We start from the raw sequence: 21,098 nt of genomic DNA, 5'->3' as shown, positions 1-21,098 counted from the left end.
GCGCCGCGCCACTTCATCGACCTGCGCCACTACCGTGGCGCAGGTTTTGGCGTTTCAAGGAGCTCCTGTGCGTTCATTGTTCTGGCGAATCTTCGGCAGCTTCTGGCTGGCGATTGCCCTGGTAGCCGGCCTGTCCATGCTGCTGGGTCGCGCCCTGAACCAGGACGCCTGGATTCTCAATCAGCACCCCGGCCTGGAAGACCTGCCTGCCCTCTGGGTAAAGGCCTACGAAACAGGTGGCGAACGTGCCGCGCAGGCTGTACTCGAACAACGCAAACGACGCTTTCGCATCGACACCCAGGTGCTCACGGAAGCGGGCCAGCCCGCGGTACGCGGCACCTTTCCGCCACGCGCCGCGGCCTTCGAAGAACGTAACGAAGGCGATCGGCGCCTGCCCTGGCGGCGCCTGACCACCGATTACACCAGCCCGTCGAGCGGCGAAACCTACCTGTTCATCTACCGCATTGCGCACCCGGAGCTGGACGCCTGGCACCGTGGCAGCCTGCTCTGGCCGCTGAGCGCGCTGGGCATCGCCCTGGTGGTGCTGACCCTGCTCAGCCTGCTGCTGACCCTGTCCATCACCCGCCCACTGAATCGCCTGCGTGGTGCGGTGCACGACCTCGGCCAAACCACTTACCAGCAGAATAGCCTGGCGCGCCTGGCCAGCCGGCGTGACGAACTGGGCGTGCTGGCCAACGACTTCAACCGCATGGGCGCGCGCCTGCAGGACCTGATCGGCAGCCAGCGCCAGCTGCTACGTGACGTTTCCCACGAGCTGCGCTCGCCACTTGCCCGCTTGCGTGTCGCCCTGGCGCTGGCGGAGCGCGCCGAGCCAGCGGAGCGAGAAAAACTCTGGCCGCGGCTGATTCGCGAGTGCGACCGCCTGGAAGCGCTGATCAGTGAAATCCTCGCCCTCGCCCGCCTCGATGGCGAACCCGGCTCGGCGCAGCCCATCGACCTGGCTCAGCTGGCCGGTAAATTGCGTGACGACCTGAGACTCAGCCATCCCGACCAGCAACTGGACATCACCTTGCAACCCGGCATGCACCTGCATGGCTGGCCGGACATGCTCGAGCGGGCGCTGGACAACCTGCTGCGCAATGCCCTGCGCTTCAGCCCCGCCGGCCAGCCCATCGAACTGAACGTGGTGCGCCGCGCGGGCGAGGTCTACCTGGAAGTTCGCGACCACGGCCCAGGCGTCGCCGAACAACACCTGGCGCAACTGGGCGAGCCATTCTTCCGCGCGCCCGGCCAGAGCGCACCCGGCCACGGCCTCGGCCTGGCCATCGCGCGCCGCGCCGCGGAACGCCACGGCGGCTACCTGCACCTGGACAACCATCCCCACGGCGGCTTCACCGCCAGGCTGGTGCTGCCGCTGGCCATACCCGCCTAGCGGTCCGGTCGCGGCCTGCGAGGCGAGCCGGTCACAGCGGCAAACCGTACGTCAGGACGGAAAGGGCCAGGCGCGGACGAAATCTTCGACCGCCAACGGCACCGGCGTACGCAGTTCGCGCTCGGGCGTGCCGATATAGAGGTAACCGACGACCTGCTCGTTATCCGCCAGCCCCAGACCGGCATCCACGTAGGGATCATGGGACAGCTCACCGGTGCGCCACACGGCACCGATGCCCTGCGCATGGGCGGCCAGCAGAATGGCGTGGGCAGCGCAGCCGGCAGCTACCACCTGCTCCTGCGCAGGCACCTTGGGGTGCTTTTGCACGTGGGCGATCACCACGACCAGCAACGGCGCCCGTAGCGGCATATTGCGCGCCTTGACCAACGCCTCTTCGCTGACATCGGCGGATTTCGCCGTCAGTGCGTTGGCATACAGCACGCCCAGAGCCTGCCGGGCCTCCCCTTCGATGGTCAGGAACCGCCAGGGACGCAATTGCCCGTGATCCGGTGCGCGCAAGGCGGCGCGAAAAAGCTGCTCGCGCTGGGCCGCGGTTGGCGCCGGCTCGACCAGGCGGGGAACGGAGACACGGTTGATCAGCGCATCGAGGGCATCCATCGGCTCACCTCCAGAAAAAACAGCGAGTCTACCAGCCCAGGCAACCGGTCATCACACATGCCGCGCTACGCAACCGTGGCCATAGCGCAGCACGTGCGTCGTGCCCGCGATTCGCTGCGGGGGCGCAGCTCCTACGACAGCGGCCAGCGCCTGCCAACAGCGCCACCACCGCGTAGGCGCGTCGCCCCCGGCGCGAAAGCGATTGCGGCCATACCGCAGCACCTGCGTCGTGCCCACCATTCGCTGCGGGGGCGCAGCTCCTACGACAGCGGCCAGTGCCTGCCAACAGCGCCCCCGTGTGGGAGCGTCGCCCCCGGCGCGAAAACGATTGCGGCCATAGCGCAGCGCCTGCGTCATATCGGCCCCGAGAGTCAGGCGACGCGGTCTGGTGACAATTCCGGCTCCAGGGGCGGCATCAGCGGCGGCAGGCCGTGGGCGCGCCGGGCTTCATCGCAATGCGGGTTGTGCTGGCCGTTGGCCCAGGAGGCCTCGAACTCCCGGCACGTACTGGAGCGCTGCTCGTAGAGCGTGCAGCGCGTGCCGTGGCCGACATCACCCAGCAATGCGCTGCAGCGCGACGGCTTGGCCTCGGTACCGCGCATGGCAACACGGTGCGGGGTGATTTGGATTACCTGGTCGTCCGGCACGCTTCCGCCTGCTGACTGACACTCACCCCAGAAGAAAGACACACGAAAATGCGCGCAGCAGGCGCCGCACGCGAGACAAGGATTGGACATGATTCGAAAGGGCTCAGAAACCGGCAAGGGCCGGCACCTGAGGGCGTATTCTAATCATGGCCATGAACTTGTAAAGAGTGCCGAAAACCCCTTGTGCAGCGTGCTGAAGGCCGCCCGACAGACAGGTTTACAGCAGTGGTGGCACGGGTAGAATGGCGCCACTTTTTTGCGGAAAAAACCCGATGGCCTGGCCGACTCTGAGACTCATCGCGTTCATCAACGGGATTTTCCTGATCACCCTGGCCACCGGCATGACCGGCCCCATGCTGACGCTGCTGGCCTTCGATCGCGCGCCCGAGCTGAGTCCCTTCATCTGGTCAAGCCTGATCACCTTTGTCGCCGGGCTGGCAATGGTCGTGCGCGGGCGTCCGCAGGACGTTCACCTGCGCCCCCGTGACATGTACCTGCTGACGGTCTCGAGCTGGCTGATAGTGTGTATTTTTGCCGCCCTGCCGTTCATGTTCACCCAGCACATGAGCTATACCGACGCGTTCTTCGAAAGCATGTCGGGGATCACTGCAACGGGTGCCACGGTGTTGACCGGCCTGGACAGCATGTCGCCCGGCATTCTGATCTGGCGCTCGATGCTGCACTGGCTCGGCGGTATCGGCTTCATCGCGATGGCGGTGGCGATTTTGCCGATGCTGCGCATCGGTGGCATGCGCCTGTTCCAGACCGAGTCTTCGGACCGCTCGGATAAAGTCATGCCGCGCTCGCACATGGTCGCCAAGTACATGGCAGTTGCGTATTTCGGCATCAGCCTGCTCGGCTGTCTGGCCTTCTGGCTGGCCGGCATGAGTTTTTTCGACGCCATCAACCATGCCATGTCGGCCATCTCCACCGGCGGCTTTTCCACCTCCGACCAGTCCCTGGCCAAATGGACGCAACCCGCCGTGCACTGGGTCGCGGTGGTGCTGATGATCCTTGGCAGCCTGCCGTTCGTGCTCTACGTCTCGACCCTGCGCGGCAACTTCAGCGCGGTACTGGGCGACCAGCAGGTTCGCGGATTTCTTGCCATCCTGCTGAGCGTCTGGTTGAGCATGGGCACCTGGTACTACCTGACCACCGACCTGCACTGGCTCGACGCCGTGCGCCACGTGGCGGTCAATGCTACATCGGTCATGACCACCACCGGCTTCGCGCTGGGCGACTACTCGCTGTGGGGCGGCTTCGCCGGGATGCTGTTCTTCTACCTGGGGTTTATCGGCGGCTGCTCGGGCTCCACCGCTGGCGGCCTGAAAATCTTTCGCTTTCAGGTCGCCTACATTCTGCTCAAGGCCAACCTGATGCAACTGGTCCATCCGCGCGCGGTGATCAAGCAGCAGTACAACCGCCACCGCCTCGATGAGGACATCGTCCGTTCGATTCTCACCTTCTCGTTCTTTTTCACCATCATCATCGCCGTGCTGGCCCTGGCGCTTACCCTCTGCGGCCTGGACTGGATCACCGCGTTGAGCGGCGCCGCCAGTACCGTGTCCGGCGTCGGTCCGGGCATGGGCCCGATCATCGGCCCGGCCGGCACCTACGCCAGCCTGCCGGACATGGCCAAATGGCTGCTGACCCTGGGCATGCTGATGGGCCGCCTGGAGATCCTCACGGTGCTGGTCCTACTGATGCCGGCTTTCTGGCGGCATTGATCGGCCGGCCGCGGCAGACGACCGGGCGACACGGACGCCCCGAATCGGCCTAGACTTCCTCGCATAACAACAACAGGAAGCCACCGATGAGCAGCCAGCCCCGGGCGCGATTCAACTCCTTCGCCGAGTTCTACCCCTATTACCTGCAAGAGCACCGCCACCCCACCTGCCGCCGCCTGCATTACCTTGGCAGCCTGCTGGTGCTGCTGGTACTCGGCTATGCGCTGGTCAGCCAGCAGTGGCTGTGGCTGCTGGCCGTGCCGGTGATCGGTTACGGCTTTGCCTGGCTCGGGCACTTCGTCTTCGAGCGCAACCGCCCGGCCACTTTCCAGCATCCGCTGTACTCGCTGATGGGCGACTGGGTGATGTTCAAGGATGTGTTGACCGGCCGAATCCGCTTCTAGGCGGTGCCAGCCCCAAACCGGTAATGGTGCTTATATGACCGCTCGCCGAGGTTATGGCATTGCGCCTTTGCCGCCCTCGACGCCAGCGTATATGATCCCGTTTTTCCGCTGGCCCCGTCCGCGCGCCGCTTGCAGCACGGCGTGCGGTAATGCAGTCGGATTCTCGGCAGGGATCGTCACCACCGCATGAATGCAACTCTTTCTTCCGTTCCAAACGGGCTACCCGCGATGCCGATGCGCGAATACTACTCGCGCGTGCTGGCCTATATCGCGTTGGCCGCCAGCATCGCAGCCGGCACCTACGCCCAGGCCTTCAGCTACGACATGCTGTGGATGGTGCCCTACGCGCTGCTCTACCCGCACCTGGCCTACTGGCTGAGCCAGCGCTTTCGCGACGAACACCCGCGGCGCACCGTGATCTCATTGCTGTTCGTCGATGCTCTGCATTGCGGCGCTGCTGCTGCCCTGCTGGGTTTCTCGGTGGTGCCGAGCCTGATGTGCCTGCTGACCCTGAGTTTCAGCGCGCTGATCGTCGGCGGGCTCCGCGACATGGGCCTGGCGCTTCTGGTGGCGTTCAGCGGCACGCTGCTCACCGCCTCGCTGACCGACCTGCACATCGCGCCGCAAACACCTGCCCTCGTGGCGTTTGTAAGCATCCTGTTCACCACACTATACGTCTGCATCACCGCCTACTTCGTCCACCAGCAGGGCATCCGCCTGAACCAGGTGCGCAGCGAGATCAAGAGCGAACAGGAGAAGGCCGCACGACTGGCTCGCAACCTGGCCAAGTACCTGTCGCCTCAGGTGTGGGAGTCGATCTTCAGCGGCAAGAAGCATGTGCGCCTGGAAACCCAGCGCAAGAAGCTCACGGTGTTCTTTTCCGACATCCGCGGTTTCACCGAGTTGTCCGAGGAACTGGAAGCCGAAGCCCTGACCGACCTGCTCAACACCTACCTCAACGAGATGTCGAAGATTTGCATGAAGTTTGGCGGCACCATCGACAAGTTCATCGGCGACAGCGTGATGGTGTTTTTCGGTGACCCCAGCAGCCAGGGTGCCAAAAAGGACGCCATGGCCGCCGTGTCGATGGCCATCGCCATGCGCAAGCACATGAAGGTGCTGCGCCAGCACTGGCGCGCCCAGGGCATCACCAAGCCCCTGGAGATCCGCATGGGCCTCAATACCGGCTACTGCACCGTAGGTAACTTCGGCGCCGATACGCGCATGGACTACACCATCATCGGCCGCGACGTGAATCTGGCCAGCCGCCTGGAGAGCGCCGCCGAAGCTGGCGAAATCCTCATCTCCCACGAGACCTATTCGCTGATCAAGGACGTGATCATGTGCTGCGACAAGGGCCAGATCACCGTCAAGGGCTTCAGCCGCCCGGTGCAGATCTACCAGGTGGTGGACTTCCGCCGCGACCTGGGCGCCACCTCGAGCTACGTCGAGCACGAGCTCCCCGGTTTTTCCATGTACCTGGATACCAACGGCATCCAGAACTTCGACAAGGAGCGGGTCATCCAGGCCCTGCAGCAGGCCGCCGAAAAGCTGCGGGACAAGATCATCATGTGATGCCGCGAGGCACCGCGCGACTAACTCAGCAGCCGCGGGCGACCTGTACCGACAGGCCGAGGTTTAGCGGCTCGCCACTGAGCAGCGGCTGGCGGGCCAGAAATTCGACCGCCGATGCCCGCCAGGCGTGCTGCAGCGCCGCTTGCGCACAACGCGATCGATCCAGTTCCAGCGCTGCCAGGCAGGCCTGCTGCAGGTCGTTTCCCAGCACGCCGGTCACCCCTGGCACCACCACGTCCAGCGGCCCCGGCACGGCGAATGCCGCTACGGGTGTGCCGCACGCCTGGGCTTCGAGCATCACCAGCCCATAGGTGTCGGTCAACGAAGGGAACACCAGCACACTGGCGCGGCGATAGCACTCGGCGAGCGCCTCGCCATGCCGATAACCAAAGAACTTCACGTCGCCATGGCGCTGTTGCAGAGCCTGGCGCTGCGGCCCATCGCCTACTACCCACTTTTCACCTGGCAGATCCAGCGCGAGAAACGCCTCCAGGTTCTTTTCCGGCGCGACCCGCCCGACATACAGGAACACCGCCCTGACCGGTGCCACGGCCTGCTCTCGGGGCGCGAACAACCGCGTATTCACGCCCTTGCGCCACAGCACCAGGCGCTGCAGACCCTGCGTGGCGAGCCCTTCGCGCAGGCGCTCGGTGCTCACCAGCACCGCCCGGCTGGCCCGATGAAAGCGCCGCAGGTAGGCGTAGCCCAGATCCAGGGGCAGCCAGCGGCAACGGGCGCTCAGGTATTCGGGAAAGCGCGTGTGCACCGCACTGGAGAAGGCCAGCCCGCGGCGCCGCAGCCAGCGGCGTGCGGCCCAGCCCAGCGGCCCTTCGGTGGCCAGGTGCACGGCGTCAGGCGCAAAGGCTTCGATGGCGGCAGCGACACGCCAGAGGTTCCACGCCAGGGGGATTTCCGGGTAGCTGGGGCAAGGCACGCAGCGAAACGCCGCCGGCGACAGCACCTCGACCTGGTGCCCCAGTTCGCGCAATTCGCCCAGCAACGCCTGCAGGCTGGTCACCACGCCATTGACCTGCGGTACCCAGGCGTCGGTGACGATCAGCAGCCTCATGCCGCCGGCTCGATGACTGCGATCCTGTCGGCCTGCAGTCGCGCCAGGCGCTCCTGTTCTTCAGCCAGCCGATAGAGTTCGATCCGCCCGTCGGGGTGTTCGATCAACGCCGTACAGGATTCGACCCAGTCGCCGCAATTGAGGTACTCGACCTCGCCCAGCGTACGGATTTCCGCGTGGTGGATATGCCCGCACACCACGCCATTGAAACCGCGCCGCGCGCATTCGTGGGTAATGGCTTCCTCGAAGTCGCTGATGAAGTTCACCGCGCTCTTGACCTTGTGCTTGAGGTACGCCGACAGCGACCAGTAACCGTAGCCGTAGCGGCGGCGCCAGTGATTGAGCCAGCGATTGAGCACCAGGGTGAAGGTGTAGGCGGAGTCGCCGAGAAACGCCAGCCAGCGGTGGTAGCGGGTGATCACGTCGAACTGGTCGCCATGGATGACCAGCAGCCGCCGACCGTCTGCGGTGACGTGCTCGGCCTCGTCGACCAACTGAATGTTGCCCAGCAGCAGCTTCGAATAGCGACGCAGGAACTCGTCATGATTGCCGGTCACGTAGATGACCTCGGTGCCGCGCTTGCTCATGGTCAGCAGGCGTCGGATCACGTTGGTGTGGGCCTGCGGCCAGTAGATGCCGCCGCGCAGCTTCCAGCCATCGATGATGTCGCCCACCAGGTAGATGCGCTCTGCCTGATAACGTTTGAGAAACGCCGCCAGGTGTTCTGCCTGGCTGTCGCGTGTGCCCAGATGCACATCGGAAATCCACAACGTGCGAACGTGCTGCTTGCGGCTTGGCCTTACCAGTTGTGCGATGCTCATCGGGCGCTCTCCTGCATATTTCGGCCGAGCTTGCGCGAACGCGGTGAAATGATTGTGACCAGGCCGTGGCGATTCGATGACAGCAAGGGCCGTGCAGCCTGCTAAGCGGCGCAGCATGTCGGCTGTGCCTGGCTGCCTCGCCTCCAGCGCGCCGGTTACGTTACGGGTAAACTGCGACGACCGTCGAGGAGGTTGCCATGTCATCGCTCTTGTCAGTGCGTCATTACCATCAGGACACCGTCTGCCACGCGCACGACCACGCGCAGCTGGTTTTCGGCCTGAGCGGTCACTTGCAGTTCGAGGTCACAGGCCTGGGCGCCCGCATCAGCCGGCAGACCCTGGTAGTGGTGCCTGCGGGCGCGCGTCATGCCTGCAACAGCCGCGATGGCAGTGAATGCCTGGTCCTCGACGTGCCCGATGACAAATGGCTGCAGCAGCACTTGGGCAACCATGCCGATACCAGCCGTCGGTTGCTGGAGACCCCGCGGGCCCTGGATTTGTCGGTGACCCAGAGCGGGCTGGTCAATTGGCTGGCCGCCAGCCCGATCAATGATCCGCTGGTGGCTCGACAAGGCTCGATTCTGCTGCTCGCCGCCCTCAGCCTCGATACCGATACGCCCCCTGCCGGCGGCCTGCCGCTGGCGCGGCTGGACGCCTATATCGAGCGGCGCGCCGAATACCCGATTCAGGTGGCGGATCTGGCTCGCATCGCCGGCCTCTCTGCCGCGCGCTTTCACCACCGTTTCGTCGAGCAAACCGGCGTCACCCCCATGGCCTACGTGCGCGACAAACGCCTGCGCCTTGGCCGGCAGTTGCTGCACAACAGTCGCCTGGGCGTCGGCGAGATTGCCGCCAGGGTTGGCTACGCTTCGCAGAGTGCTTTCACCGCGGCGCTTTCCCGACACTTCGGCGAGACACCCAAAGCACTGCGTGCGCGCCAGACTCGCGACAAATAACGCCAGTCACGCGACAGCGGAACCTGTTCAGGGCTCTTACAGTGGAGGCCCGAACAGGAGAGTCATCATGCAGGTCATCGAGTGGCAGGACTTCGAACGTGTCGAGCTGCGCGTCGGCACCCTCATCAGCGCGGCGCCCAACGAAAAGGCCCTGAAACCTGCCTATGTGCTGCAGGTGGATTTAGGCGAGCTGGGCATCCGTACCTCCAGCGCGCAACTCACGGCCCACTACAGCGCCGCAGAACTGCTGGGCCGCCAGGTGCTGTGCGTGTGCAACTTCGCCCCCAAGCGTATCGCCGGGGTGCGCTCCGAAGTGCTGGTTACCGGCGTGTACGACGGCGATGGCAAGGTGGTGCTGGCCAGCTTCGACAAGCCGCTGCCCAATGGCGCCCGCCTGGCATGAATCGCAGCCGCGCAGCGCTGATGCCACCAATGCCATACCCCACCATGCCCTGGCAAAGCAGCTCAGCTCGGCCCAGAACGCTCGTTGTGCCCCAGATCGCGCGTCGGATCGATCTGATCGCGCACCCGCTGCTTGAGTACCTTGGCCTCGGGAAATCCGCCATCGGCCTTGCGCTCCCAGATCTGCACGCCGTTGCAAAGAATACGAAACGTACCCCCGGTAGCCGGCTCCAGGCTCACCCTGGCAAGGTCATCGGCAAAGGTAGACAGCAGCTCCTGGGCCAGCCAGGCCGCGCGCAGCAGCCATTGGCACTGCGTGCAATAGATGATGGTCACATCGGCTTTGGCGTTCATGGGTCGGCTCCGTGGCTGAGAAGGACATCCTAGCCCACCGCGAGTCAGGCTTGCCACGCGGGTCAAGCACGGCGCCGATCTGGTGACCGTGCCTCACCATTCGCTCGAGACCGCGCGCCGAGGCCCCGGCAGCCGCGCCTGCGGGGTGATCGGCGACCAAACTGGTGCCGACGCTGCGCAGGGCGAGCGAACACCAGCTCAGACGCGCAGCTCCATGCCTTCCTTGAGGAAACGCGGCGCGATATAGCGCTCGAAGTGCGCCTCGGACAGCAGGAAGAACTCCCGGTCGATGGCGTCACGCAGGTCAGGCAGTTCCCAGTCGCGAAACTCCGGCAACAGTACGATTCCGTAAGCATCCAGCTGGCTAATCGCCCGGGCGCCACGAGCCAGCAGTTGATACGCCCAGCAATACGGCGATTGATGCGCCACATAGCGGATCTGCCGTTGCTGCAGCTGTTTGAGCAGGAGTTGCTCGTCGAAAACTTCCAGCTTGGCGGCCATCACCTGCACCAGCAGCACCTCCAGGCGCAGCCACACCGACTGTTTTTCCTCGTCGCTGTAGCCGTTCCAGTTGATCACTTCATGGTGGAAGCGCTTGCAGCCACGGCACACGGTATCGCCGAATACCGTGGAGCAAAGGCCTACGCAGGGCGTCTTGATCGGTTGATTGGGCATGCGTTACATCGATACACGAGACTTGAGAGCGAGCATCTTAGCCCTTTGTCTAATATGGATCACCCCAGAGGGTGATGGGTCTTTCGCTTACCTTTGTCGCAGTTTTCCGCTAGAATCAGCGCGCCTTGCGAAAGGCGCCAATGTCCGTTGGAAGCTGTTTTCAAAGCGTCACGAGCACAGTCGATCCTGCAGGTACGATGTTGGCGTGGTCACCCTCAGACCATGCCAGCCCCTCATCAGACCCGTCCTGCAGGCGTAAAACTTTGAAAGCAGCTTCCGGATGGAAGCATTGAAACCATCGTGCTCAGCCCATGAGGCTGCGCCACGGATGTGTTTAATGCGTTCCTGCATGCGTCCCGGACACCCTATTTGGGACCACTGATGAGGGTAATAACTGTGCTTGAAGCCTACCGCAAACACGTAGCAGAGCGTGCCGCCCAGGGTATCGTGCCCCAGCCGCTAAACGCCGAACAAACCGCCGGTCTCGTCGACCTGCTGAAGAATCCGCCGGCCGGCGAAGAAGAATTCCTCCTCGACCTGATCACCAACCGCGTGCCGCCAGGCGTCGACGAAGCGGCCTATGTGAAAGCCGGTTTCCTCTCCGCTGTCGCCAAAGGCGAAGCGACCTCCCCGCTGCTCGACAAGAAGCGTGCGACCGAACTGCTCGGCACCATGCAGGGCGGCTATAACATCGCCACCCTGGTCGAGTTGCTCGATGACGCCGAATTGGCCGCCATCGCCGCTGAACAGCTCAAGCACACCCTGCTGATGTTCGACGCGTTCCACGACGTTGCCGAAAAAGCCAAGGCAGGCAATGCCCACGCCCAAGGCGTGCTGCAGTCCTGGGCTGACGGCGAGTGGTTCAAGAAGCGCCCGACCCTGGCCGAGAAGATCAGCCTGCGGGTTTTCAAGGTAACCGGCGAAACCAACACCGACGACCTGTCGCCCGCTCCGGATGCCTGGTCGCGCCCGGACATCCCGTTGCACGCCCTGGCCATGCTGAAAATGGCCCGCGAAGGCATCGTGCCTGACGTGCAAGGCTCCATCGGCCCGATGAAGCAGATCGCCCAGATGTACGGCGACGGCTTCCCGGTCGCCTACGTCGGTGACGTGGTCGGTACCGGTTCCTCGCGTAAATCCGCCACCAACTCGGTGCTGTGGTTCTTCGGCGACGACATTCCGTTTGTTCCGAACAAGCGTGCTGGTGGCTTCTGCTTCGGCACCAAGATCGCACCGATCTTCTACAACACCATGGAGGATGCCGGCGCCCTGCCGATCGAGTTCGACGTGTCGAACATCAACATGGGCGACGTGATCGACCTGTACCCGCACCAGGGCAAGGTCTGCAAGCACGACAGTGACGAAGTGATCACCACGTTCGAACTGAAGACCCCGGTACTGCTGGATGAAGTTCGTGCTGGCGGCCGTATTCCGCTGATCGTCGGCCGCGGCCTGACCGAGAAGGCGCGTGCCGAGCTGGGCCTGGGCCCAACCGACCTGTTCAAGCTGCCGGAAGCCCCGGTCGACACGGGCAAGGGTTACACCCTGGCGCAGAAGATGGTCGGCAAGGCCTGCGGCCTGCCGGAAGGCAAAGGCGTTCGCCCTGGCACCTACTGCGAACCGAAGATGACCACCGTCGGCTCCCAGGACACCACTGGCCCGATGACCCGCGACGAGCTGAAAGACCTGGCGTGCCTGGGCTTCTCCGCCGACCTGGTGATGCAGTCCTTCTGCCACACCGCGGCCTATCCGAAGCCGATCGACGTCACCACCCACCACACCCTGCCGGATTTCATCCGCACCCGTGGCGGCGTGTCGCTGCGTCCTGGCGACGGCATCATCCACAGCTGGCTGAACCGCATGCTGCTGCCGGATACCGTTGGTACCGGTGGTGACTCGCACACCCGCTTCCCGATCGGCATTTCCTTCCCGGCCGGTTCCGGCCTGGTTGCCTTCGCCGCTGCCACCGGCGTCATGCCGCTGGACATGCCGGAGTCGGTTCTGGTGCGCTTCAAGGGCAAGCTGAACCCAGGCATCACCCTGCGTGACCTGGTACACGCCATCCCTTACTACGGCATCCAGAAAGGTCTGCTGACCGTCGAGAAGAAAGGCAAGATCAACGCCTTCTCCGGCCGCATCCTGGAAATCGAAGGCCTGGACGACCTGACCGTCGAGCAGGCGTTCGAGCTGTCCGACGCCTCGGCGGAGCGTTCCGCGGCGGGTTGCACCATCAAGCTGCCGGAAAAGGCCATTGCCGAGTACCTGACCTCGAACATCACCCTGCTGCGCTGGATGATCAGCGAAGGCTACGGCGATGCACGCACCATGGAACGTCGTGCTCAGGCGATGGAAGCGTGGTTGGCCCAACCGGACCTGCTGTCCGCCGACGCCGATGCCGAATACGCCGAAATCATCGAAATCGACCTGGCCGATATCAAGGAGCCGGTTCTCTGCGCGCCTAACGATCCGGACGACGCGCGTCTGCTGTCGACCGTTCAGGGCGAGAAGATCGATGAAGTGTTCATCGGTTCGTGCATGACCAACATCGGTCACTTCCGCGCGGCCGGTAAGCTGCTGGAGCAAGTCAAAGGCCAGCTGCCGACCCGTCTGTGGCTGTCGCCGCCGACCAAGATGGACGCTCACCAGCTGACCGAAGAAGGCTACTACGGCATCTACGGCAAGGCCGGCGCGCGCATGGAAATGCCGGGCTGCTCGCTGTGCATGGGTAACCAGGCACGCGTCGAGCCGAATTCGACCGTGGTGTCGACCTCGACCCGTAATTTCCCGAACCGCCTGGGTGATGGTGCCAACGTGTACCTGGCTTCTGCCGAGCTGGCCGCTGTCGCGTCCATCCTGGGCAAGCTGCCGACCGTCGAGGAGTACATGGAGTACGCGAAGAACATCGACAGCATGGCTGCCGACGTTTACCGCTACCTGAGCTTCGACCAGATCGCCGAGTTCCGCGAAGCAGCGGCCAACGCGAACATCCCGGTCGTTCAAGCTTAAGGCTTCACCTGCGTTAGAAGGCCCCGCCTGGTGCGGGGCTTTTTTATGCGCGCCGGAAATCCAGGGTTGGCGCGGAAACGCCCCGCCCAACAACTGTACCGGACACAGCTGTACTGGCTGGCCGACTGTAGGGGAAAAGCACCAGAAGGCTGTATCTGCCAGCACGACAGCCCGCTCGGCTAGGGTTAGCCATCGAATTTTCCTGCCGGGAACCGCTCCATGCACACCGATGAACGCGCTTTACTGGCCGACGCTGATCGTCGCGCCCTCGCCTATTACGACAGCATCGAGCACCGCCGGGTCTACCCGCTGGAAAGCGCCATCGCGGCGCTGGACGGCTTCGACCAGCCCCTGCCAACCGCCGCAAGTCTTGCCGAGCAGGTGCTACACAAGCTCGACGAACTGGGCACGCCCGCCACCGTCACCAGCAACGGTCCGCGCTATTTCGGTTTCGTGATCGGCGCCACTTTGCCTGCCGCCGCAGCCGCCGAGCGCATGGTGCTGGCGTGGGATCAGTGCGCGTCGTCGTTCGATAATTCTCCGGTTGCCGACAAACTGGAGAAGGTCGCTGCCCGCTGGGTCTGCGAGGCACTGGGCCTGCCGACCGAAAGCGCCGTCGGCTTCGGTACCAGCGCCACCGCCTGCACCCTTGCCTGCCTGTCGGCAGCACGCCGTCAGTTGCTGGCGAAACGGGGTTGGGATTTCGATCAGGACGGTTTGATCGGCGCCCCGGAGATTCGCGTGGTGATGTCCGAAACAGCCCACATCACGGTGAAAAAGGCCTTGCGCGTGCTTGGCTTCGGCATGCGCCGCCTGCAACTGGCGCCGGTCGACGAACACGGCCGCATCGACCCGGCCAGGCTCCCGGAACTGGATGACCGTACCCTACTGATTCTCCAGGCTGGCGAGGTCAATACCGGTGAGTTCGACCGCTTCGCCGAACTGATTCCTCGCGCCAGAGCCGCCGGTGCCTGGGTGCATGTAGACGGTGCATTCGGCCTGTGGGCGCGAGCGTCTTCGTCGGCCGGGCTGGCCGATGGCATCGAACAAGCGGACAGCTGGACCACCGACGGCCACAAATGGCTGAACACGCCGTACGACAGCGCCATGGCCATCTGTCGCGATGGCGATGCCCTGGCCGCCGCGATGAACAGCGACGCTGCCTACGCCATGGCCTCGAAAGAGGCACAGAAGAACCTGACCCTGGAGTTTTCCCGCCGTGCGCGCGGCGTGGCGATCTGGGCGGCGCTGGCAAGCCTGGGCCGCGACGGCTTGCGCGACATGATCGACCGGCATATCCGCCAGGCAGGCTACTTGGCCGAGGCGCTGCGTGGCGGCGGCTATCAGGTGCTCAACCGGGTGCGACTCAATCAGGTGCTGGTGCGCGGCGACTCGGACGAGCAAACCGCTGCGATTCTCAACGCGGCGCAGGGCTCAGGCGAAGCCTGGTTCGGCGCCACCGTCTGGCAGGGCCGACCGGCTTTTCGCCTGAGCGTGAGCTCCTGGCGCACCACGGATGCGGATATCGAAACCCTCATCACCCTGCTGCTGCGCCTGAAAAATGCTTGAGCCAGCCCCGATACGGAATCAGCGCTCGCCTTTCAGCACTTGCTGAAGCAGCGTGAACGCCGCATCCACACGAGGTTCCAACGGCACGTTGCGGTTGGCCAGCAGGACCAGGCCAATCTCTTCATCGGGGATGAAGGCGACATAACCACCAAAGCCATTGGTCGAGCCGGTCTTGCTGAAGAGTACGCCCTGCTCGGAGATCTCTCTGGCGCTCAAGCGGCTGGCCGGCTGACTTTCGAGGGCCAGGGCCGGTGCGTTGCCGGCTAACAGCCGCTCGCGGGAAACCGGCCAGGGATAGCGTTCCCAGATCATCGCCTGGGTGAACTCGGATGTTCGAGTAACGCCCTGATGCGTTGTCTGTATGGCGGTGGAAAGCTGTTCAGGCACCACGACGGCCCCCAGGTTGATATCGACGAAGCGCAGCATGTCGTCGATATCCGACTTCAAGCCGTAGGCTTCGGCATCGAGCATGCCCGGGTTGACCCGTATCGCTGCGTTGGTCTCGCGCGCATAGCCATAGGCATAGTGCTTCATCTGCGTAGCAGGCACTTCGACGTAAGTATGCTGAAGAGCCAGTGGCTGCAGCACGTTGTCGTGAAGCGCCTGGGCATAGGACTGCCCGAATGCCTGAGCCGAGATCCGCCCAAGCATGCCGATACTGACGTTGGAGTAAGCGCGCTCATGGCCACTGCCGGCCACCGGCTGCCATTGTTTCAACCAGGCCATCAGGCTGGCGTCGTCTTTGGCCACATCCGGCGGCTGCAATGGCAGGCCGCTGCTGTGGTGGGTGGCCAGGTCCATGAGGCTCAAGGCGCCGAAGGGGCGCTTACCCAGTTCGGGTATGTGCTTCGCCACCGGGTCATCGAGCGACAACAGCGAACGCTGCTGCGCGACTGCCGCCAGGGTAACGTTGAAGGTCTTGCTCAACGAACCCAGCTCGAACAGCGTGTCGGAGTCGACCGCGATGGCTGCTGCCCGGTCCGCCATACCCTGGGTGTACACATAATGCCTGCCCTTCCAGGTCACGCCGACAGCCAGACCCGCAACGTCGTACTTTGCCATCAGTGGCTTGAACACTTCAGCGGCGCGGGCCTGAAACGCCTGCTCGGACATGGCAACGGCAGGCAGCGACAGGGCCAGGCTGGCGGTGAACAGGCCCGTGGCGATATATCCGTGATTCATCTCGATGACGGCTCTCTGTTTAGTGTGACGTGACGCCGATTCGCGTTGCCCGCGGGTCAGCATCGGTGTTCGAGTCGTGGCCAAGGATATCGTTTCATGCCGGCCGCGGGCGACCGTGGAGCACGCGAGGTTGTTTCTGCTGGGCTCTCGACAAAGCTTGCGGCTCGAGATTATCGTCCGCCCAGGCCACCGCAGTGGCCAACGTCGCTCGGACGGTTCCGGGCGCTTACGTTGTTCGAGGAAAGCATGGCTGACCAAGCTCCGCGCCGCTTTGCGCGCATCGATCGTCTCCCCCCTTACGTTTTCAACATCACCGCTGAACTGAAGATGGCCGCTCGCCGCCGTGGCGAGGACATCATCGACCTGAGCATGGGCAACCCCGATGGCGCGACGCCGCCGCACATCGTGGAGAAGCTGGTGCAGGTCGCCCAGCGTGAAGACACCCATGGCTACTCCACCTCACGCGGTATTCCGCGCCTGCGCCGGGCGATCTCGCGCTGGTACCAGGACCGCTATCAGGTCGACATCGACCCGGAAAGCGAAGCCATCGTCACCATCGGCTCCAAGGAAGGCCTGGCGCACCTGATGCTGGCCACTCTGGACCATGGCGACACGGTGCTGGTGCCCAACCCCAGCTACCCGATTCATATCTACGGTGCGGTGATCGCCGGCGCCCAGGTGCGCTCGGTGCCGCTGGTGCCAGGTGTGGATTTCTTCATCGAGCTGGAACGAGCGATCCGCGAGAGCATCCCCAAGCCGAAGATGATGATCCTTGGCTTCCCGTCCAACCCCACCGCGCAGTGCGTGGAGCTGGACTTCTTCGAGCGCGTGGTGGCCCTGGCCAAGCAGTACAACGTACTGGTCATCCATGACCTGGCGTATGCCGACATCGTCTATGACGGCTGGAAAGCCCCGTCGATCATGCAGGTGCCGGGCGCCAAGGACATCGCCGTGGAGTTCTTCACCCTGTCCAAGAGCTACAACATGGCCGGCTGGCGGATCGGCTTCATGGTCGGTAACCCGGAGTTGGTCAACGCCCTGGGAAGGATCAAGAGCTATCACGACTACGGCACCTTCACCCCACTGCAGGTGGCGGCCATCGCGGCGCTGGAGGGCGACCAGCAGTGCGTGCGCGACATCGCCGAGCAGTACCGCCAGCGCCGCAACGTACTGGTCAAGGGCCTGCACGAGCTGGGCTGGATGGTCGAGAACCCCAAGGCTTCGATGTACGTGTGGGCGAAGATCCCCGACGCCTACGCGCACCTCGGCTCCCTGGAATTCGCCAAGAAGCTGCTGGCCGAAGCCAAGGTCTGCGTGTCGCCGGGCATCGGCTTCGGTGACTACGGCGATGATCATGTGCGCTTCGCACTGATCGAGAACCAGGATCGCATTCGCCAGGCCGTGCGTGGCATCAAGGCGATGTTCCGGGCCGACGGATTGCTCGAGGCGCCTGCCGGCAAAGCGCCGCGCAAGGCCGCCGAAGGGGCTTGAAGCCAAGGGCGCGGCACCGCAAGGGTGCCGCGCCGTCTGACAACTCGTTTATGATCCGCGCTCCAGCCCATGACGAGCGCGCCATGCAGGATCTCGGCAACTACCCCCACATTCGCCAGTCGGCCATCCGTTCGCTGTTCGAAATTTTCGAGCAATCCAGCGAAGGCACCATCATCGTCGACCGCGACGCGCGTATCGTTTGGATGAACGAACGCTACGCCCAGCGCTTCGGCCTGCGCAGCGCCAGCGAGGCCATTGGCCGCCCCTGCGAAAGCGTGATTCCCGGCAGCCTGCTGCGCGATGTGGTGAAGAGCGGCCGTCCGATCCTGCTGGACATGATGGACACCCCCCGCGAGCCGCTGGTGGTCATGCGCCTGCCCATCCACGACGATGCCGGCCAGGTGATCGGCGCCATCGGCTTTGCGTTGTTCGACGAACTGCAATCGCTGTCGCCACTGCTGGCCCGCTACCAGGCAATGCAGCAGGAGCTGGCCTCCACCCGTTCGCAGCTCAAGTCGCGGCAGGCCAAATACAGTTTCGCCCAGTTCATTGGCACCAGCGCCCGCAGCCTGGAGGTCAAGCGCCTGGCGCGGCGCAGCGCCACCAGCGACTCGGCGGTGTTGCTGCTGGGCGAGACCGGCACCGGCAAGGAGTTGCTCGCCCATGCCATTCACAATGCCTCGCCGCGAGCCAGCAAACCCTTCGTCAGCCTGAACACCGCGGCTATTCCCGAGACGCTGCTCGAAGCGGAGTTCTTCGGCACCGCGCCGGGCGCCTTCACCGGTGCAGACCGCAAGGGCCGCGCCGGCAAGCTGCAGATTGCCCATGGCGGCACGCTGTTTCTCGACGAGATCGGTGACATGCCGCTACCGCTGCAGAGCAAATTGCTGCGCGTGCTGCAGGAAAAGGAATTCGAGCCGGTGGGCTCCAACGAGGTGCTGCGCAGCGATGTGCGGTTGGTCGCCGCCACCTCCATCGACCTGGAGGCAGCGGTGCGCAAAGGCGCCTTCCGCGCCGACCTGTACTACCGCCTCAACGTGCTGACCATCGCCGTACCGCCACTGCGCGAGCGTCTGGAAGACCTGCCGGCGCTCTGCGAAGCGATCTTCGATGCACTCCAAGGCCGCCACGAACTGCACCCCGAGGCCTTGGCTCTGCTGGCCCGCCACGCCTGGCCAGGTAACGTACGCGAACTGCACAACGTGCTGGAACGGGCTTGCCTGCTCAGCGATGACACGCTGCTCGATCATACGGTCGTGGCCGCAGCCATCGGCACCCTTCAGGTACTGCCCGAGACGCCGGGCGTGGCGAAGGACGACGGGCAGATCGAGGATTTCCACCAGGCACGAGCAGACTTCGAACGCGCGCTGATCCGCAAGGCACTGGCCATCACCGCGGGCGATGTTCCGCAGGCTGCGCAGCGGCTGGGCCTGGGGCGCTCGACCCTGTATCGGAAGATGCTGGAGCTGGGCCTTTCGTCCTGATTTCGGGACTTGTCCCATTTAAGGGACTACCTCGCAAGGCCCATAACTAAGGCTCGGCACCCGAATTCTGTCCCGAGTTTGCGACAGACGACCAGCGAGGCGCCTGAGCTAAAAATAAAATCATTGCAATTCAACGAGTTAGAAACCTGGCATAGAACTCGCTATGCACCCGCTGCGGGCCCACCCGCCGCCGACAACAAAAACAAAAGCGCCCACAGCGCCTGTGCGAATGACTCGAAGGCCACGGCAGCCTCTCGATTCGCCACGCTGCAGGGTCAGGAGATAGTCGATGAGTGTCATCATCGCCCTCGCTGCACTGGCTCTACTGATGCTGGCCGCCTACCGTGGCTACAGCGTCATCCTCTTCGCCCCCATCGCCGCCCTCGGCGCCGTGCTGCTTACCGATCCCAGCGCCGTGGCGCCCGCCTTCACCGGGGTGTTCATGGAAAAGATGGTCGGCTTCATCAAGCTCTACTTTCCGGTATTCCTGTTGGGCGCCGTGTTCGGCAAGCTGATCGAGCTGTCGGGGTTCTCGCGCTCCATCGTCGCGGCGGCCATCCGCCTGTTCGGCACCGGCCAGGCGATGCTGGTGATCGTGCTGGTCTGCGCCCTGCTCACCTACGGCGGCGTGTCGCTGTTCGTGGTGGTGTTCGCGGTGTACCCGTTCGCTGCCGAGATGTTCCGCCAGAGCAATATTCCCAAGCGACTGATTCCGGCAACCATCGCCCTCGGCGCATTCAGCTTCACCATGGATGCCCTGCCCGGCACGCCGCAGATCCAGAACATCATCCCCACCACATTCTTCAACACCACCGCCTGGGCCGCCCCCTGGCTGGGGCTGATCGGCAGCCTGTTCGTACTGGGCATCGGCATGCTTTACCTGCGTCGCCAGTTGAACAAGGCGCTGCGCGCCGGTGAAGGCTACGGCACGCAGTTGCGCAACGAACCGGAAACCCCGGACGACATCAAGCTGCCCAGCCCCTGGCTGGCCCTTGCGCCGCTGGTGCTGGTGGGCGTGGCCAACCTGTTGTTTACCCACTGGATTCCCGAGTTCTACGGCAAGACCCATAGCCTGCAACTGGCCGGCATGGCGGCGCCACTGCAGACCGACGTCAGCAAATTGACCGCGATCTGGGCCGTACAGGCGGCGCTGCTGGCGGGCATTGCCCTGGTGCTGGTCAGCGCCTTTGGAGTGATTCGCGAGAAGCTTGCCGAGGGCACCAAGGCGGCGGTCGGTGGCTCGTTGCTGGCCGCGATGAACACCGCCTCGGAGTACGGCTTCGGTGCGGTGATCGCCTCGCTGCCCGGTTTTTTGGTCCTTGCCGACGCGCTCAAGGGCATCCCTGATCCGCTGGTCAAGGAAGCGGTGACCGTTACCCTGCTGGCCGGCATCACCGGCTCGGCGTCGGGCGGCATGAGCATCGCCCTGGCGGCCATGTCCGACAGTTTCATCGCCGCGGCCAACGCCGCCAACATCCCGCTGGAGGTCATGCACCGCGTCGCTTCCATGGCCAGCGGCGGCATGGACACCCTGCCTCACAACGGCGCGGTGATCACCCTGCTGGCCGTTACCGGGCTGACGCACCGCGAAGCCTACAAGGACATTTTCGGCATCACCATCATCAAGACCGTCGCGGTGTTTTTCGTCATCGGCGTCTTCTACAGCACCGGCATCGTCTAATTTTCATGAGGCACGCAGCCCTGATCGAGGGCCGCATGCATGAG

The 21,098-nt window shown here is 64.1% G+C and carries 18 protein-coding genes; 11 read left to right on the top strand and 7 right to left on the bottom strand.

Translation table 11 applies throughout. From position 1 onward, the window contains the following. The first annotated feature begins 67 nt into the window (after window positions 1-67). Window positions 68-1,393 (top strand): HAMP domain-containing sensor histidine kinase, encoded by a 1,326-nt coding sequence (locus ACZ0AV_RS00840; protein ID WP_499149280.1) that lies wholly within the window; start codon window positions 68-70, stop codon window positions 1,391-1,393. Window positions 1,394-1,444: 51 nt separating this feature from the next. Here ACZ0AV_RS00840 and ACZ0AV_RS00835 read toward each other — a convergent pair whose 3' ends face one another. Together ACZ0AV_RS00835 and ACZ0AV_RS00830 are read right to left on the bottom strand one after the other, a co-directional pair. Then, complete coding sequence (locus tag ACZ0AV_RS00835) at window positions 1,445-2,011, bottom strand: NAD(P)H nitroreductase (RefSeq protein ID WP_499149279.1); 567 nt, start codon at window positions 2,009-2,011, stop codon at window positions 1,445-1,447. A 371-nt stretch (window positions 2,012-2,382) separates the two neighbouring features. After that, window positions 2,383-2,748 carry a YkgJ family cysteine cluster protein gene (locus tag ACZ0AV_RS00830; RefSeq protein WP_499149278.1) on the bottom strand — a complete coding sequence of 122 codons (366 nt, stop codon included), beginning with the start codon at window positions 2,746-2,748 and terminating at the stop codon, window positions 2,383-2,385. 182 nt (window positions 2,749-2,930) lie between these two features. Here ACZ0AV_RS00830 and ACZ0AV_RS00825 point away from each other — a divergent pair, with 182 nt between their 5' ends. The 3 genes from ACZ0AV_RS00825 (at window position 2,931) to ACZ0AV_RS00815 (ending at window position 6,364) form a co-directional block, all read left to right on the top strand. Next, window positions 2,931-4,385 carry a TrkH family potassium uptake protein gene (locus ACZ0AV_RS00825; RefSeq protein WP_499149277.1) on the top strand — a complete coding sequence of 485 codons (1,455 nt, stop codon included), beginning with the start codon at window positions 2,931-2,933 and terminating at the stop codon, window positions 4,383-4,385. 86 nt (window positions 4,386-4,471) lie between these two features. After that, on the top strand, window positions 4,472-4,789 hold the full coding sequence (locus ACZ0AV_RS00820; RefSeq protein WP_499149276.1) for an Mpo1-like protein: 318 nt from the start codon (window positions 4,472-4,474) through the stop codon (window positions 4,787-4,789). A 186-nt stretch (window positions 4,790-4,975) separates the two neighbouring features. Further along, on the top strand, window positions 4,976-6,364 hold the full coding sequence (locus ACZ0AV_RS00815) for an adenylate/guanylate cyclase domain-containing protein (protein WP_499149275.1): 1,389 nt from the start codon (window positions 4,976-4,978) through the stop codon (window positions 6,362-6,364). 25 nt (window positions 6,365-6,389) lie between these two features. Here the strand turns inward: ACZ0AV_RS00815 and ACZ0AV_RS00810 are convergent, their stop codons facing one another. Beyond that, window positions 6,390-7,433: a glycosyltransferase family 4 protein gene (locus tag ACZ0AV_RS00810; RefSeq protein WP_499149274.1), complete on the bottom strand. Its 1,044-nt coding sequence runs from the start codon at window positions 7,431-7,433 to the stop codon at window positions 6,390-6,392. Continuing rightward, the gene (locus ACZ0AV_RS00805; RefSeq protein WP_499149273.1) at window positions 7,430-8,254 is read right to left on the bottom strand and encodes a UDP-2,3-diacylglucosamine diphosphatase; all 825 of its coding nucleotides are present in this window, start codon (window positions 8,252-8,254) and stop codon (window positions 7,430-7,432) included. The genes ACZ0AV_RS00810 and ACZ0AV_RS00805 overlap by 4 nt, the downstream gene beginning before the upstream one ends. 197 nt (window positions 8,255-8,451) lie before the next feature. Between ACZ0AV_RS00805 and ACZ0AV_RS00800 the strand changes: the two genes are divergently transcribed. After that, window positions 8,452-9,210 carry an AraC family transcriptional regulator gene (locus ACZ0AV_RS00800; protein WP_499149272.1) on the top strand — a complete coding sequence of 253 codons (759 nt, stop codon included), beginning with the start codon at window positions 8,452-8,454 and terminating at the stop codon, window positions 9,208-9,210. A 67-nt stretch (window positions 9,211-9,277) separates the two neighbouring features. After that, entirely contained in the window at window positions 9,278-9,613 is a 336-nt protein-coding gene (locus ACZ0AV_RS00795) for a tRNA-binding protein (protein WP_499149271.1), read from the top strand. A 62-nt stretch (window positions 9,614-9,675) separates the two neighbouring features. On the opposite strand, the gene ACZ0AV_RS00790 is transcribed toward ACZ0AV_RS00795, so the two are convergent. After that, the gene (locus ACZ0AV_RS00790) at window positions 9,676-9,966 is read right to left on the bottom strand and encodes an Rdx family protein (RefSeq protein WP_499149270.1); all 291 of its coding nucleotides are present in this window, start codon (window positions 9,964-9,966) and stop codon (window positions 9,676-9,678) included. Between the two features lie 198 nt (window positions 9,967-10,164). Beyond that, entirely contained in the window at window positions 10,165-10,641 is a 477-nt protein-coding gene (locus ACZ0AV_RS00785) for a DUF1289 domain-containing protein (protein WP_499149269.1), read from the bottom strand. 396 nt (window positions 10,642-11,037) lie between these two features. On the opposite strand from ACZ0AV_RS00785, the gene acnB reads away from it, so the two are divergent. Then, window positions 11,038-13,647 (top strand): bifunctional aconitate hydratase 2/2-methylisocitrate dehydratase, encoded by a 2,610-nt coding sequence (gene acnB / locus ACZ0AV_RS00780; RefSeq protein WP_499153257.1) that lies wholly within the window; start codon window positions 11,038-11,040, stop codon window positions 13,645-13,647. Between the two features lie 219 nt (window positions 13,648-13,866). Further along, window positions 13,867-15,216 (top strand): pyridoxal phosphate-dependent decarboxylase family protein, encoded by a 1,350-nt coding sequence (locus tag ACZ0AV_RS00775; protein ID WP_499149268.1) that lies wholly within the window; start codon window positions 13,867-13,869, stop codon window positions 15,214-15,216. A gap of 18 nt (window positions 15,217-15,234) precedes the next feature. Here ACZ0AV_RS00775 and ampC read toward each other — a convergent pair whose 3' ends face one another. Next, window positions 15,235-16,398 carry a class C beta-lactamase gene (gene ampC / locus ACZ0AV_RS00770; protein WP_499149267.1) on the bottom strand — a complete coding sequence of 388 codons (1,164 nt, stop codon included), beginning with the start codon at window positions 16,396-16,398 and terminating at the stop codon, window positions 15,235-15,237. Between the two features lie 246 nt (window positions 16,399-16,644). Between ampC and alaC the strand changes: the two genes are divergently transcribed. The 3 genes from alaC to ACZ0AV_RS00755 all read left to right on the top strand — a co-directional run bounded on the left by alaC (window position 16,645) and on the right by ACZ0AV_RS00755 (window position 21,054). Beyond that, window positions 16,645-17,889, top strand: coding sequence for an alanine transaminase (gene alaC / locus ACZ0AV_RS00765; protein WP_499149266.1), 1,245 nt, complete (start codon window positions 16,645-16,647; stop codon window positions 17,887-17,889). 83 nt (window positions 17,890-17,972) lie between these two features. Next, entirely contained in the window at window positions 17,973-19,373 is a 1,401-nt protein-coding gene (locus tag ACZ0AV_RS00760) for a sigma-54 interaction domain-containing protein (RefSeq protein ID WP_499153256.1), read from the top strand. A 289-nt stretch (window positions 19,374-19,662) separates the two neighbouring features. Continuing rightward, window positions 19,663-21,054: a GntP family permease gene (locus ACZ0AV_RS00755; protein WP_499149265.1), complete on the top strand. Its 1,392-nt coding sequence runs from the start codon at window positions 19,663-19,665 to the stop codon at window positions 21,052-21,054. The last annotated feature ends 44 nt before the right edge of the window (window positions 21,055-21,098 follow it).

It is taken from the genome of Pseudomonas sp. AC532 (genome assembly GCF_979258965.1).
The sequence above is the reverse complement of the archived record's forward strand: the minus strand, read 5'-3'. Positions and strand labels throughout refer to the sequence as shown.

What these genes read in the sequence shown, in the direction of transcription:
- ACZ0AV_RS00760 (WP_499153256.1), top strand. Translation starts at nt 17,973, where the DNA reads ATGCAGGATCTCGGCAACTACCCCCACATTCGCCAGTCGGCCATCCGT.
- ampC (WP_499149267.1), bottom strand. Translation starts at nt 16,398, where the DNA reads ATGAATCACGGATATATCGCCACGGGCCTGTTCACCGCCAGCCTGGCC.
- ACZ0AV_RS00835 (WP_499149279.1), bottom strand. Translation starts at nt 2,011, where the DNA reads ATGGATGCCCTCGATGCGCTGATCAACCGTGTCTCCGTTCCCCGCCTG.
- ACZ0AV_RS00795 (WP_499149271.1), top strand. Translation starts at nt 9,278, where the DNA reads ATGCAGGTCATCGAGTGGCAGGACTTCGAACGTGTCGAGCTGCGCGTC.
- ACZ0AV_RS00775 (WP_499149268.1), top strand. Translation starts at nt 13,867, where the DNA reads ATGCACACCGATGAACGCGCTTTACTGGCCGACGCTGATCGTCGCGCC.
- ACZ0AV_RS00810 (WP_499149274.1), bottom strand. Translation starts at nt 7,433, where the DNA reads ATGAGGCTGCTGATCGTCACCGACGCCTGGGTACCGCAGGTCAATGGC.
- ACZ0AV_RS00800 (WP_499149272.1), top strand. Translation starts at nt 8,452, where the DNA reads ATGTCATCGCTCTTGTCAGTGCGTCATTACCATCAGGACACCGTCTGC.
- ACZ0AV_RS00790 (WP_499149270.1), bottom strand. Translation starts at nt 9,966, where the DNA reads ATGAACGCCAAAGCCGATGTGACCATCATCTATTGCACGCAGTGCCAA.
- ACZ0AV_RS00830 (WP_499149278.1), bottom strand. Translation starts at nt 2,748, where the DNA reads ATGTCCAATCCTTGTCTCGCGTGCGGCGCCTGCTGCGCGCATTTTCGT.
- ACZ0AV_RS00820 (WP_499149276.1), top strand. Translation starts at nt 4,472, where the DNA reads ATGAGCAGCCAGCCCCGGGCGCGATTCAACTCCTTCGCCGAGTTCTAC.
- ACZ0AV_RS00755 (WP_499149265.1), top strand. Translation starts at nt 19,663, where the DNA reads ATGAGTGTCATCATCGCCCTCGCTGCACTGGCTCTACTGATGCTGGCC.
- ACZ0AV_RS00805 (WP_499149273.1), bottom strand. Translation starts at nt 8,254, where the DNA reads ATGAGCATCGCACAACTGGTAAGGCCAAGCCGCAAGCAGCACGTTCGC.
- ACZ0AV_RS00815 (WP_499149275.1), top strand. Translation starts at nt 4,976, where the DNA reads ATGAATGCAACTCTTTCTTCCGTTCCAAACGGGCTACCCGCGATGCCG.
- alaC (WP_499149266.1), top strand. Translation starts at nt 16,645, where the DNA reads ATGGCTGACCAAGCTCCGCGCCGCTTTGCGCGCATCGATCGTCTCCCC.
- ACZ0AV_RS00825 (WP_499149277.1), top strand. Translation starts at nt 2,931, where the DNA reads ATGGCCTGGCCGACTCTGAGACTCATCGCGTTCATCAACGGGATTTTC.
- ACZ0AV_RS00785 (WP_499149269.1), bottom strand. Translation starts at nt 10,641, where the DNA reads ATGCCCAATCAACCGATCAAGACGCCCTGCGTAGGCCTTTGCTCCACG.